General features: G+C 71.2%; 13 protein-coding genes and 1 pseudogene. 9 read left to right on the top strand and 5 right to left on the bottom strand.

All coding sequences use genetic code 11. The features are described from left to right. Positions 1-183 precede the first annotated feature (183 nt). Positions 184-1140, top strand: a complete 957-nt coding sequence (locus ACIA8D_RS15250; RefSeq protein ID WP_399232188.1) for a LysR family transcriptional regulator — start codon at positions 184-186, stop codon at positions 1138-1140. On the opposite strand, the gene ACIA8D_RS15255 is transcribed toward ACIA8D_RS15250, so the two are convergent. After that, a complete protein-coding gene (locus ACIA8D_RS15255; protein ID WP_399232190.1) occupies positions 1095-2021 on the bottom strand; it encodes a LysR substrate-binding domain-containing protein in 927 nt (308 codons plus the stop codon). The genes ACIA8D_RS15250 and ACIA8D_RS15255 overlap by 46 nt on opposite strands. Before the next feature lie 176 nt (positions 2022-2197). Between ACIA8D_RS15255 and ACIA8D_RS15260 the strand changes: the two genes are divergently transcribed. Beyond that, on the top strand, positions 2198-3343 hold the full coding sequence (locus ACIA8D_RS15260; protein ID WP_399232192.1) for a Glu/Leu/Phe/Val dehydrogenase: 1146 nt from the start codon (positions 2198-2200) through the stop codon (positions 3341-3343). Between the two features lie 16 nt (positions 3344-3359). On the opposite strand, the gene ACIA8D_RS15265 is transcribed toward ACIA8D_RS15260, so the two are convergent. Then, complete coding sequence (locus ACIA8D_RS15265) at positions 3360-4958, bottom strand: GMC oxidoreductase (protein WP_399232194.1); 1599 nt, start codon at positions 4956-4958, stop codon at positions 3360-3362. A gap of 266 nt (positions 4959-5224) precedes the next feature. On the opposite strand from ACIA8D_RS15265, the gene ACIA8D_RS15270 reads away from it, so the two are divergent. Beyond that, a complete protein-coding gene (locus ACIA8D_RS15270; protein ID WP_399232195.1) occupies positions 5225-5863 on the top strand; it encodes a TetR family transcriptional regulator in 639 nt (212 codons plus the stop codon). Positions 5864-5900: 37 nt separating this feature from the next. Here the strand turns inward: ACIA8D_RS15270 and ACIA8D_RS15275 are convergent, their stop codons facing one another. Continuing rightward, positions 5901-7520 (bottom strand): FAD-dependent oxidoreductase, encoded by a 1620-nt coding sequence (locus ACIA8D_RS15275; RefSeq protein WP_399232197.1) that lies wholly within the window; start codon positions 7518-7520, stop codon positions 5901-5903. A gap of 119 nt (positions 7521-7639) precedes the next feature. Between ACIA8D_RS15275 and ACIA8D_RS15280 the strand changes: the two genes are divergently transcribed. The 3 genes from ACIA8D_RS15280 to ACIA8D_RS15290 all read left to right on the top strand — a co-directional run bounded on the left by ACIA8D_RS15280 (position 7640) and on the right by ACIA8D_RS15290 (position 9030). After that, entirely contained in the window at positions 7640-7996 is a 357-nt protein-coding gene (locus ACIA8D_RS15280; RefSeq protein ID WP_399232234.1) for a histidine kinase, read from the top strand. After that, positions 7902-8732, top strand: a complete 831-nt coding sequence (locus tag ACIA8D_RS15285; protein WP_399232199.1) for a hypothetical protein — start codon at positions 7902-7904, stop codon at positions 8730-8732. Before ACIA8D_RS15280 ends, ACIA8D_RS15285 begins: the two co-directional genes overlap by 95 nt. A 127-nt stretch (positions 8733-8859) precedes the next feature. Continuing rightward, the gene (locus ACIA8D_RS15290; RefSeq protein WP_399232201.1) at positions 8860-9030 is read left to right on the top strand and encodes a hypothetical protein; all 171 of its coding nucleotides are present in this window, start codon (positions 8860-8862) and stop codon (positions 9028-9030) included. Between the two features lie 24 nt (positions 9031-9054). On the opposite strand, the gene ACIA8D_RS15295 is transcribed toward ACIA8D_RS15290, so the two are convergent. Continuing rightward, a complete protein-coding gene (locus tag ACIA8D_RS15295; protein ID WP_399232203.1) occupies positions 9055-9519 on the bottom strand; it encodes an SRPBCC family protein in 465 nt (154 codons plus the stop codon). Between the two features lie 46 nt (positions 9520-9565). Here ACIA8D_RS15295 and ACIA8D_RS15300 point away from each other — a divergent pair, with 46 nt between their 5' ends. The 3 genes from ACIA8D_RS15300 (at position 9566) to ACIA8D_RS15310 (ending at position 11837) form a co-directional block, all read left to right on the top strand. After that, entirely contained in the window at positions 9566-10177 is a 612-nt protein-coding gene (locus ACIA8D_RS15300) for a TetR/AcrR family transcriptional regulator (protein ID WP_399232205.1), read from the top strand. Positions 10178-10272: 95 nt separating this feature from the next. Beyond that, positions 10273-10641, top strand: a complete 369-nt coding sequence (locus ACIA8D_RS15305) for a YrdB family protein (RefSeq protein WP_399232207.1) — start codon at positions 10273-10275, stop codon at positions 10639-10641. A 305-nt stretch (positions 10642-10946) separates the two neighbouring features. Next, positions 10947-11837 (top strand): SigB/SigF/SigG family RNA polymerase sigma factor, encoded by an 891-nt coding sequence (locus tag ACIA8D_RS15310; protein WP_399232209.1) that lies wholly within the window; start codon positions 10947-10949, stop codon positions 11835-11837. Between the two features lie 15 nt (positions 11838-11852). Here ACIA8D_RS15310 and ACIA8D_RS15315 read toward each other — a convergent pair. After that, positions 11853-12064, bottom strand: a pseudogene (locus ACIA8D_RS15315) (IS5/IS1182 family transposase); the annotation flags it as partial.

The following is a 12064-nucleotide window of genomic DNA, read 5'->3' on the forward strand; positions in this document are numbered from 1 at the left end:
GGGCGGTCAGTGGCGAGGGCAGTCGAGTACGGAGGCGATGCCGATCAGCTGTCTGGAGGCCATCGTGCAGCAGCGAACCGTTGACGTCCATCAACGGTTACTGCTCACGATCGTCTACCGGATCTATACGGTTTCCGCCGCCGGCCCGGCCTGATCCAAACGACAAGCCCTAGTGTCCCCGTCATGGACTGGACGAGTGCGCAGCTGCGGTCCCTGGTCGAACTGACCCGGCGGGGCACCGTGACCGCCGTCGCCGACGCCCTGGGATACACCCCGGGTGGGGTCTCGCAGCAGCTCGCCGCGCTGGAGAAGGCCACCGGCACCCCACTGCTGCGGCGCACCGGGCGGCGCGTCGAACTCACCGACGCGGGTGCCGTGTTGGCGGCCCACGCCGAACGCATCCTCACCACGCACGGCGAGGCGGTCCAGGCGCTGGAGCGCACCCGCAACGAGGTGTCGGGCACCCTCCGGGTCGGCCTCTTCGCCTCCGCGGCCGCCGAGATCCTGCCGCCCGCCCTGCGCCGCGTCCGCGAACTGCACCCGGCGGTGACCGTGCGCAGCCGCGACATGGACGTCGACGAGGTGTACGGCGCCGTGGCGGGCGGCACCGTGGACCTGGCCATCGGCCTCGACTACCCGGACGTGCCGATCCGGCGCGAACCGGCCCTGAAAATGGTGCGGTTGGCCCGCGAACGCTTCTCCCTCGCCGTGCCGTCCGGCACCGCGCCCGGCCGCCCGACGGTCTCGCTCGCGGACGCCGCCGAGTGGGGCTGGATCCTCCCGCTCGCCGACAGCTACTACGGACGCGCCGTGCTCACGGCCTGCCGCCGCGCCGGGTTCGAGCCCCGTGTCCTGCACGAGGTCACGGACACGGCGGCCACGCTGGCCCTGATCGAGGCGGGTGTCGGGGTGAGCGTGGTGACGGACCTGATGCTCAGGCTGCGACCCTCCCGCCTGGACGTGCTGGCGCTGGAGGATGTCATGGAGCGTCACATCGTGGTGGTCATCCGCTCCTTCGCCGAGCACCGGCCTGCCGTGGCGGCCCTCGTCGACGTCCTGCGCAAGGGTGCCCAGCCCGATCCGAACGACCCGACCTACGGCGTGCCGCCCCCGTCGCCCGCCCCGTGCACGTACGGCTGACCGGTGGGCACCGCGCCGCGCAGCGCGCAGATCGCCGACCCGAGCAGCGGGTTGGTGTTGCCGCGGCGGTGCAGTGCGAGGACGCGGCGGAACGCCGAGCGCCGGGCGACCCGGCTCGCCCGCACCGACGTGCTCGGCACATGCGCGAGGCCCGGCACGATCGCCACGCCCTGCCCGGTCGACACCAACTCCCGTACGACGTCATAGTTGTTGCTGCGAAAGGCCACGCTCGCCTCGAAGCCGGCCGCCGCGCACAGCCGGTCGAGGGACAGCGCTCCGGCGGTGTCCTCCCGGCTCGTGATCCAGCGCTCCCCGGACAGCCCCGCAAGGCGTGTGCCGTGGGGGCTGTCGGGGGCCCGCAGCAGCACGAGGTCCTCGCGCAGCAGCTGGTGAGGGGTCAGGCCGGTGGGCCACTGCTGGGGGCTGAGCCCGTACTCGTACACCAGGGCCACATCGAGATCACCCGCGTCCAGGGCGGCGACGAGTTCCTTGGGCTCGCCCTCCTGCAACTGGATCTCGGCGTGCGGATGGGCCGAGGTCAGGGCCGACAGCGCGGCGGGCACCAGCCGCACCCCCGCCGTGGGAAAGCTCCCGAGCCGCAGCCGCCCGGTCGCCCCCGTGGCGAGCCGGCGCACCTGCTGGTCCAGCTCGTCCAGAGTGGCCAGGAGCGGGGCGCCGAGTTCGACGAGGCGGTCCGCCGCCGAGGTCGCGCGGATCCCGTGCGCCTCCCGCTCGAAGAGCACCAGGCCCGTGTCCTTCTCCAGCGCCGAGATCTGCTGGGAGACCGCCGACGAGGTGTACCCCAGCTCGCGGGCCGCGACGACGAACGACCCCGTACGCACGACGGCCCTCAGCGTGAGCAGATGCTGCGGCTTCAACAAACCGGAACTTCCCCGTACTTGGGCACCACTGCGTGTGTGCCGACAGCATAAGCATCACTGGTGCTCGCAGGTGAAGAGTCTCGTGCTGCTGACTCTTGTGGGCCGGGACGCGCGGCGCGGAGGGTGAAGGCACGCAACCGGACCCGCCATCCCCCGGACAGACAAGGATCAGCACCGTGACGGACGCACTCTCGCTCGTCGACGACTGGGGCCCCGAGAGGATCGTCGTCGTCTCGCACCGGCGCACCGGCATGAAGGGCGTGCTGGTCATCGACAACACCGCGCGCGGCGTGGGCAAGGGCGGCACCCGCATGAGCCCCACCGTCTCCGTCGGTGAAGTCGCCCGCCTGGCCCGGGTGATGACATGGAAGTGGGCGAGCGTCGACCTCTTCTACGGGGGTGCCAAGGCCGGCATCGTCGCGGACCCGGCCGCACCCGACAAGGAGGCGGTGCTGCGCGCCTTCGCCCGCGCGCTGTCCAACGAGGTGCCCCGCGAGTACGTGATGGGCCTCGACATGGGCCTGACCGAGGACGACGCCGCCGTCATCCAGGACGAACTCGGCGACCGGGGCGCGGCGGTGGGCACCCCGGCCCATCTCGGCGGGGTCGCCTACGACGAGCTCGGTGTCACCGGCTACGGCGTCGCGGAGGCCGCCGACGCCGCCGCACACCACCTCCAACTGCCGCTGTCCGGCGCCCGGGTCGCCATCCAGGGGTACGGGGCCGTGGGCCACGCGGCGGCCCGGCGGTTCGCGCAGCTCGGCGCCACGATCGTGGCCGTGTCCACCGTGCAGGGCGCCCTGCACGACCCGGCCGGGCTCGACGTCCGCGCCCTGGAGACCGCCCGCGAGGAATTCGGCGACGCCTTCGTGACCCGCCACCCCGCGGGAACCGTGATCGCACCGGGCCAGGAACTCACCGTCGACTGCGACATCCTCGTCCCCGCCGCCCTGCAGGATGTCATCGACGCCCCGACCGCCCACCAGGTCAAGGCGAAACTCGTGGTGGAGGGCGCCAACCTGCCGACCACCCCCGAGGCCCAGACGGTCCTGGAGGAGCGGGGCGTCCATGTGCTGCCCGACTTCGTGGCCAACGCGGGCGGTGTCGTGGCGGCGGCCTTCGCCATGGACGCCCGCTACTCCGGCTTCCGCCCCGAGACACCCACCATCTTCGACACGATCAGCAAGCGCCTGCGGGCCAACGCGGTGACGGTCCTGGACGAGGCCGCCCGCCAGTCCGTCACGCCCCACGCCGCCGGCCGGGGGCTGGCCGAGCAGCGGGTGCGCGATGCGATGGTGAGCAAGGGGCGGATCCGGGCGTAGCGGGCGGTGGCCCGGGTCAGACGACCGTGCCCACGTCCTTGGCGGTGATGATGTCCATCGCGCGTTCGGCGACGGCGGCGATGGTCATCGAGGGGTTGCACGCGCCGGTGGTGCCGGGGATGAGGGCGCCGTCCAGTACGTAGAGGCCGCGCTGGCCATGGACACGTCCCTCCAGGTCGCACACCGTGCCCATCGGTGCGCCGCCGAGCGGGTGCCAGGTGCTGTTCACCAGGGAGTTGGTGTCGATGAGCGTGCCGACGCCCCGGGACAGCCGCGTCACCCGCTCGTGGATGGCGCGGTAGCTCCCCGAGTCGCCGCCCGACGGCCAGTGCAGGGACACGGAGTCGGTGGCGGAGTCGTAGCGCAGGCGGCCGCGGTCGGGGCTGACACCGAAGCCGACCAGCATGGTCGTACGGGTGTCGAGGCCCAGCGGCGGCAGCGACGCCTGGATGACGGTGTTCGCGGTGGCCGGGTCCGCCCACGCCTTGCTGCCGTAGACGACGGGGCCGCCCTGCTCGGCGCCGAAGTCCTCCTGGAGGTCGGTCCAGGCGTAGATGCGGTCGCCGTTGGTGCCCCAGCCCTCGCCGACGCCGTCGGGCAGGTCGGGGATGGCACCGGTCGCACCGGCCCGGACCAGGAGCTTGCTGGTGTTGACGCTCCCGGCCGCCATGATCAGGGAGCGCGTGGTGAGCACCTTGTGATCCTGTACGACGCCGGAGTCGTCGGTGCGGTCGACGCGTACCTCCCAGCGGCCGTCGGCGGCGCGGGCCACGGAGGTGACGTTGTGGTGGGTGGCGACGGTGACCTTGCCGGTCGCCTCGGCCCGCTTCAGATACGTCACGTCCACGGAGTGCTTGCCGCCGTTGTTGACGCCGAGCGCGCAGTCGCCGTTCGTGTACGAGGGCTTCATCTCGCCGCGCAGTTCGGCCAGGGCGTAGTCCCAGTCGATCGGCATCGGAATCTTCTCCAGGCCGTATCCGGCCTTGCGGGTCCGTTCGGCGAAGACCCGTGCCGCGTAGTAGTTGGGGGAGTCGATGAGCTGGTCGGGTGCGGTGTCGGCCTGGAGCATGCGGGCGACGCGCGGGTAGTGGACGCGGTCCATGCGCCGGTAGTCGAGGGCGTCGGGAAACCAGGTGTTGAAGACGGCCTCCGAGGGCTGCAATGTCATGCCCTGGTAGACGAGCGATCCGCCGCCGACCCCGGCCGCGCACACGCTCAGGATGTTCTCCCCCAGCACCGGTTCGAGGAGCCCGGCGTAGGGCGCGAAGCCGAGGGGGGTGCCGAGGAGCCGGGCGAGCGGCCTGACGGCCTCGGGCCGGGTGCCGTACCAGAGCATGCGCTTGTCCAGGCCCGACACCCGCGGGAAGGTCTCCGCGTTCGGGCCGGTCGGCCAGCGCCGGCCGCGTTCGAGCACGGTCACCGGCACGCCGGCCTGTGCGAGCCGCAACGCCGCGACGCCGCCGCCGAATCCGGATCCGATGACGACGACCCGATGCTCCTCGCGGGTCAGGTTCACGCGGGCGGGCGCGGCCGAGGCGGCCGGGGCGGAGAGGGCGCTCGCGGCGGTGAGGGCGGCGGCGCCGGTGAGCAGGGCACGCCTGCTGGGGGAGGGCATGAGCATCTCCTTGACCAAGTGGGGGAGGGCTGTGCCGAACGGTGGGGGGAGAGGGGAAATCGGGCACACGCGTGCCAACACCGGTCGAGAGCACGGTAGTTACTCGCCGGTCAGCTACCGCAGAGTAGAGTCGCGTGTCACTCAGTGACAAGAAGGCTGCATGCGTCAGATGGTGTCCGGCCGGCGGTCCGCCGGGAAACGGCCTCGCTATGCTGCGCTGACTTCGGACGAACAGTCGAACGGCCAGTAGGGCAAGGGGGCGTCAGATGCCATGGGAGGCGTGGCGGCAGGAGGTGCCGACGGACGAGCGGCCGTCGCTCACCGAGCGTCGCAGGGCCGATCTCCGGTTCGAGATCGCCTGCGAGGCGGTGCGTCTGTTCACCTCCCAGGGCGTCACCGCCACGACCGGGGAGCAGATCGCGCAGGCCGTCGGGGTCTCCACGCGCACGCTGTGGCGGCACTTCCCGACGAAGGAGGGCTGCGTACTGCCGCTGCTCGCGGCGGGCCTCGACTTCGCCGTGACCCAACTGCGCCGCTGGCCGCGGCAGATGAGCCTGCGGGACTTCTTCAGCGAGACGTGCAGGACGGGCGACCTGCCGCCGGGCACCCCCACCATCCTGGCCCTGATCCGTATGACCTCCACACAACCGGCGCTGCGTGCCGTCTGGCTCCAGGCCCACGACGACGCGCTCCCCGTCCTCGGCCGCCTGCTCGCCGAACGCTCCGGCGGCGACCCCGACGACCTGCGCCTGGCCGTGCACGCGGCCACCCTCAACGGCGCCCTGCGCGCGGCCGCGGAGGACTTCGCGCGACGCTACGCTGACCGGCCCGAGGCCTCGTCCGGCGAGATCGCGACGTGCCTCGACGCGGCACTGCGGGCGGCGTCGGAGGGGCTGCCGTATTGAACGTCGCGTACGGGGAAGGTGGTTCGGACGCTCGCGGTCACACCCGCGCCCGGAAGTACCCGGGCACCTCCGCACCGTCCAGCAGCCGCCCCACCGCCGTCCGCGCGGCCAGTGGACCCACCAGGTTGCCCGAGCCCGAGTAGCCGCCCACCGCCATGACACCGTCGTGCACCGGTACGCACAGGGCGCGCCGGTCGCGGGTGCAGCCGACCGACGCGGCCCAGCGGTGCGTGACCCGCACCGGTTCGCCCGCGGCGCGTTCGGCCTGAGCGTCGATCCAGCGCTGGACCGGGGCCGTGGGGTGGTCGTCGAGGGTGTTCTCGGCGGACTCGAACTGGTCGCGGCCGCCCCCGATGAGGAGGCGTCCCTCGGCGTCCTGCTGCATCCACTCGAAGCCGTCGCGACAGCCCAGCGGGCCGTCCAGGATGCGGCGTGAGAGGGGCTCGGTGGCGAGCATTTGGAGGCGTACCGAGTGCACCGCGTCCGAGAGTTGGGGGAGGATCGCGTCCAGTTTGCCGTCGACCGCGACCAGCACCACTCGTGCCCGCACCGTGCCCCGCCCGGTGTGCACCGCGCCCGACTCGACGCCCGTGACGTGGCTGTTCTCGTGCAGCACCGCGCCGCGCTTGAGGCAGTGGGCCGCCAGTTCCAGGGCGCGCACCGTGGGGTTGATGCGGGCGCGGTTCGGCAGCACCAGGCCGCGGCCCATGTCGCCGTCGTACTCCTCGACCGGGATGCCGACCTCGCGCATCACGGCTGCGTCCGCGCGCATGGCGGCGAGGTGCCCGGCCTCAAGAGCCCGCTCGGCGTCGTCACGCGGGCCGCGCACGAAACCGGCGATCCGGTAGAGCGGGGCGCGCTCGACGACCGCGGGACCGAGCAGCTCCTCCAGGCGCCGCAACTCGGTGTCGCTGTCGTGGTGGAGCGCGATCCGGTCGGCGCGGGGGACACCGCTCGCCTCGGAGGCGAGGGGCAGGGCGCCGCCGCAGGACAGGATGCCGCCGTTGCGGCCCGCCGCGCCCGCCGCCACGGCGGTCGTGGACTGCGTCTGGTCGTCGTACGAGTCGATCTTGATCGCGGGCTGCCCGGCCCTGACACACTTCTTGCTGAGCGTCGGCAGGTAGTCGAGCAGCTGGTACGTGTTGTTCTGCGCGCCGACCGTCTTGCCGCACGCGTTGTCCGGGCCGACCTTCTCGGTCCTGGTGCCGCTCGCCCGCTGGGTGCCGGCCTTGTAGTAGTCGACGAAGTCGACCTTCTCCCGGCGCTCGGCGGTGTCGTTGAAGGAAGAGATGCCGATGTCGTAGTCGCCGATGCCGAGACCCGACAGGATCCGCGGGAAGTTCGACTCGACGTACTTCGCCTTCAGGCCCAGCTTGGCGGCCGTCGCGTCGCCGATCTCGACGTCCCAGCCGACAATCTCGTGGTGTGCGTCGCGGTACTCGTTCGGGAAGTAGTTGGGGCCGATGCCGATCTTCAAGTACCCCTTGTCCGCGACCGACTTGGGCACCAGGTCGGCCACCTCTGCGTCCGCGGCTACCTTCACCTTCGGCCCGGCCGGGCTGCCGGTGTGCTCGGTGTTCTTGACGCACCCCGCCGCGGCGACGACGCAACTCAGGGCGAGAGCGGCGGCCACGCCCCGACGTCTGCTGGCCAACATGTCTCCCCCTGGCGACGAGACGCCTTGTGACGGCGATGCTGACCTGCCTGGCCGGGATCCTGCCGCTGGTGCTCTCCGCCTGGTGCACCCGGGGCCTGCTCAAGCTCGTCGTCCGGCCGATGGCCCGCGCCCTGCTCGGACCCGGCCGTCTCGACGACCGCGTGCACGTCCTCGAAGAGACCCGTGCGCGCGCCGTGCAGGACTCCGCCGCGCCCCTGCGCCGCATCGAGCGCGACCTGCACGACGGCGCCCAGGCACGGATGGTCGCGGTGGCCATGACCCTCGCCCGGGCCCGCGAGCGGCTGGGCCGGCTGCCCGGGAGAGCGGGCCCGCGCGCGCTGGTCAGGTCGGATTGTCAGTGGCGTGGCGTACAACGGACGCATGGACAGGGAACTCGAAGCTCGTATCAACGACATCGTGGGGCTGACCGGCGTCGATGCCGACGGCCCGATCGTTGCCGAGCAGGCGCTGGCTGAGGAACGTACGCGCAGAACGCGCGTGCGCGCCTGTCAGGGCAAGACCGAGTTCCTTGATCGTGAGAGTGCCGAGCAGCGGTTGAAGGAGATCCGTGAGCGGCCGAGGCGCACCGGCGGAGTTCCGCGGCGGGTGTACGAATGCCCGCAGTGCGGCCGCTGGCATCTCTCCTCGCGCGCGGAGTGGAAGGCGAAGCCGCCGAAGAAGCCGGCGGTCGAGCAGTCGCTTCCGTCGTCGGCCTCGTACCGCAAGCACCGCGCTCGTGCCTTGCTGCGCGGTCGGGAGGCGCTCGTGGCGGCGCACATCGCGGAGTTCAGGGAGCAGCACGGAAGAGGCCCGTCCTGGGGCTACCTGCGTGAGCGCTTCGACTGGACGGTGCCGGAGCTCGCCGGCGTGCTCGAGTACCTCGCCGAGCGCGGAGTGGTCACCTACACCGATGCCGCACACAGCCTCGCGCTCGGCCCCACGCCGCCGCGGGACCTGCCGCCCACGCCGACCGGTCTGTCCGCGCGGGAACAACACGATGCTGTTTCCTGGGTCGCCTCGTACGAACGGCGTGTGGGCGGGAGCCCCACCGCTCATCAGCTGCGAGATGCCTTGAGCTGGAGTGACGAAGAGCATCTGGGACACCTGAGGGCTCTGGTCGATCTCGGCCTGCTGCGGTACGTCCCCGTGGACGGGACCTTGTGTGTCGGACAGGCCGTGCCGCAGGCATGGACCCGGCGGTCGGACGGCTGAGCGGCCGTGGTGCATCCATCGATGGGAGGGGCATCGCAGCCGATCGGTTGATGCGGGGCGTCGGGTGGGCCGCCGATGATGGATGTACGACACCCCCTCGCCCGCATAGCCCCCTCAGGGAGACACCATGGGACTCATTTCCCGCATGCGTGAGCGGACCGCCCGGAAGATGGACGAGTCACGCACGAAGGCCTACGAGAAGAGCCGCGCGCGAGGCGCCACGGAGCAGGAGGCGAAGGCCGCGGGGGAGCGGGCCGCTCGTCGCCGTCGCCGTACGCGCCGGTCCATGCCCATGTAGTTCGTGCAGCAGCGCCGCAACGCATCACGACCCGGTCGCGGGCGCGTGGTGGGCCAGTTCGGTGGCCAGGCGGCGCATGGCCGTGCGGTTGGCGTGGCGCATCATGGCGCGAACGGCGGGGGCCAGCAGCCGGTCGGCGAGCGGGGCCCGCAGCCACTTGTAGGTGAACGCGATGCGGGTCCCGCCGGCCTGCCGGGGTTCCAGGGCGTAGGTGCCCTGGGCCAGGCGCCTGCCGGACGCACTGACGTTGCGTTCCACGATGAGCCTCGGTGCTTCGGCCTCGACGACCTCGATGGCGACGTCGGCCTTGGTGCCGCCCAGCGCGGCGGTGACCGTCGCGCGCGACCCGATGCCGCGGGCGGGGCCGCTGTAGCGCCAGTCGGTCAGGTAGTGGTCGGTGAACCGCTCGTGGTGAGCCATGACATCGAGGAAGTCGTAGACCTCCCCTGTCGTCTGCGGTACGTCGATCGACACGATGACAGACTTCATGTACCACACGGTACATCTCGGGTGTACCGATTGGTACACTCGCGGCGTGGTGAAAACGGGCGACGGGCATTTCGACGGCAAGGCCCATCAGGACACGCGTGGGCAGGAGCGGCGCGCGAACCTGGTGGTCGCGGCCGTCGACCACGTCGCGGCGCACGGCATCGGGGACCTGAGTCTGCGCGGCCTGGGCGCGGCGATCGGCGTCAGCCATCGCATGCTCATCCACTACTTCGGCTCCAAGGAGCAGCTCTTCGTCGAGATCGTCCGGGAGTCGGAGCGACGTCAGCGTGACCTCCTGTCCCGGCTCCGTCTGGATCCCGGACTCCCGCCCGCCGACGCCGCGCGCCGACTGTGGCGACAGCTGGCGGACCCTCGACTGGCCGGTCAGGAGCGGCTCTTCTTCGAGATCTGCGGGCACGCGTTGCGGGGCCGCCCCGAAGCGGCCCCGTTCCTCGAAGGGCTCGTGACGGACTGGCTGGAGCCCCTCGTGGCCGCCGAGGTCAGTGCGGGCGCGGACCCCTTGGTCGCCCGCAACCGCGCCCGAATGGGCCTCGCCATGGTCCGCGGCTTGCTGCTCGACCTCCTGGCGACCGATGACCGCGAAGGCGTCGACGCGGCGCTGGAGGAGTTTCTGGGGCTGTATTACGGACCGGGGTGACGGAGGGGCGGATCGCCGTCATGCCGGTGGAGCGGGCGGCCGGTACACGCGGATCGGAGTGGACCCCTCCGCGTGGGCGCAGACAAGGTGGCTCCATGACTAATCCGACGCCACCTGCCGCCCGTGCCTTCTTTCTGGTCAATGAGGGCTTGGCGTTTCTGCTGGAGCTGTTGGCGCTCGGGCTGTTGGCTTGGTGGGGCATGACCCGTGACATCGGGTGGGCGGGGTCCCTCGCCCTTGCCGTAGCCGCACCGCTCGGTGCTGCCGTGCTGTGGGGGATGTTCGCGGCACCGAAGGCACGGTTCCGGATTCCGCATGCCGCCCAACTCGGGGTGAAGGCGGTGGTGTTCGGTGCCGCCGCGTTGGCTCTCCTTGTACTCGGACACCGGTTGTCCTTCCTCTGGTTCACCGGGGCCGTCGTCCTCAACACCGCATCGGCCTCGTACTACCGCACACGTTCGTGATGTTCCGCGGGGTACAGCCCGGCACCAGCACAGGCTGCTGTCATCGCGATCGGGGCGCTGGGCTCTCCGGGAACGGAAGTTGGAGTGTGTGACGGCGGCACTGGTCGAACTGCCCCAACCGGTCGCCCAGCCGGGCTCCCACTCCACGTAAACGGTTGGGCCTGGTGAGGGACGTCGAGGCCGGGTCGGGGAACTTCGCACATGTTACGGAGCGTCAAATTCCAGGTGTGCAGGGGCAGGTCGCGGGTATGAGCCGGGCACGCCGCGCTCCCGTCCGGGGAGTGCCTCCGGAGTGAGGAGCGACGATGACGCCCCAGGCCATGAGCCATCCGGCACCTCGGTCCGATACGCCTGAGCGACATACGACCGGCCCTGGCAGCGCCGCTCCCGCGGTCGGTGTCCCGGGCCTTCCGTCACTCTCCGCCACCGACGCGCTCGCGCCTGCGGACATCCGTGACCTGTCCAAGTCGCTGTTCGCCCGGCTCGACGAGTTCGAGGAGGGCACCCATGAGTACGCCTACCTGCGCAACACCCTCGTCGAGCTCAACCTCAACCTCGTGCACTACGCCGCACGGCGCCTGCGTGCTCACGGCGAATCGTACGAAGACGTCGTGCAGGTCGGCACCATCGGTCTGATCAAGGCCATCGACCGCTTCGATCTGCACCGGGGAGCGGAGTTCACGAGCTTCGCCCTGCCCACCGTCATGGGTGAGATCAAGCGCTTCTTCCGTGACACGACGTGGGCCGTCCATGTCCCTCGGCGCCTGAAGGAGCTCAGCCTGCACCTCGACCGGGCGAGCACCCGCCTGGAGCAGGCGAACGGTCACGCGCCCACCGTCGCCGAACTCGCCGCCCATCTCGGCCTTGACGAGGACGAGGTCGCCGAAGGCCTGAAGGCGACCAACGGCTGCACCGCGTCCTCGCTCGACAGGTCGGCCGCCATGGACGAGCCCGATGACACCTTGGCCGCCCATATCGGCTGCCACGACCCCGAGTTGACCAAGGCGGAGAACCTGCAGGCCCTCAAGCCGCTGATCACCGCCCTCGCACCCCGGGACCGCAAGCTCCTCGCGCTGCGATTCGTCGACGAGCTGACGCAGGCCGAGATCGGAGACGTTCTGGGCATCTCGCAGATGCAGGTCTCCCGCCGCCTCACCCGGGTGCTGGACCGGCTTCGGACACAGCTCAGCGCCTAGGGGCTCTCGTTTGGATCACCGTGCGGACCACAGGGAGATGCCTGCGATGTGGAGTCCGGCCAGGTAGATGGTCGCTGTCTTCTCGTAACGGGTCGCGATTCCTCGCCACTGCTTGAGACGGTTGATGCACCACTCGACGGTGTTGCGTTGCTTGTACGCCTCGCGGTCGAACGTGGGTGGCCTGCCGCCGTCGCTGCCCCGGCGCATGCGATGGCGGAGCTGGTCCG

It is taken from the genome of Streptomyces sp. NPDC051684 (assembly GCF_044453445.1).
Lineage (GTDB): Bacteria > Actinomycetota > Actinomycetes > Streptomycetales > Streptomycetaceae > Streptomyces.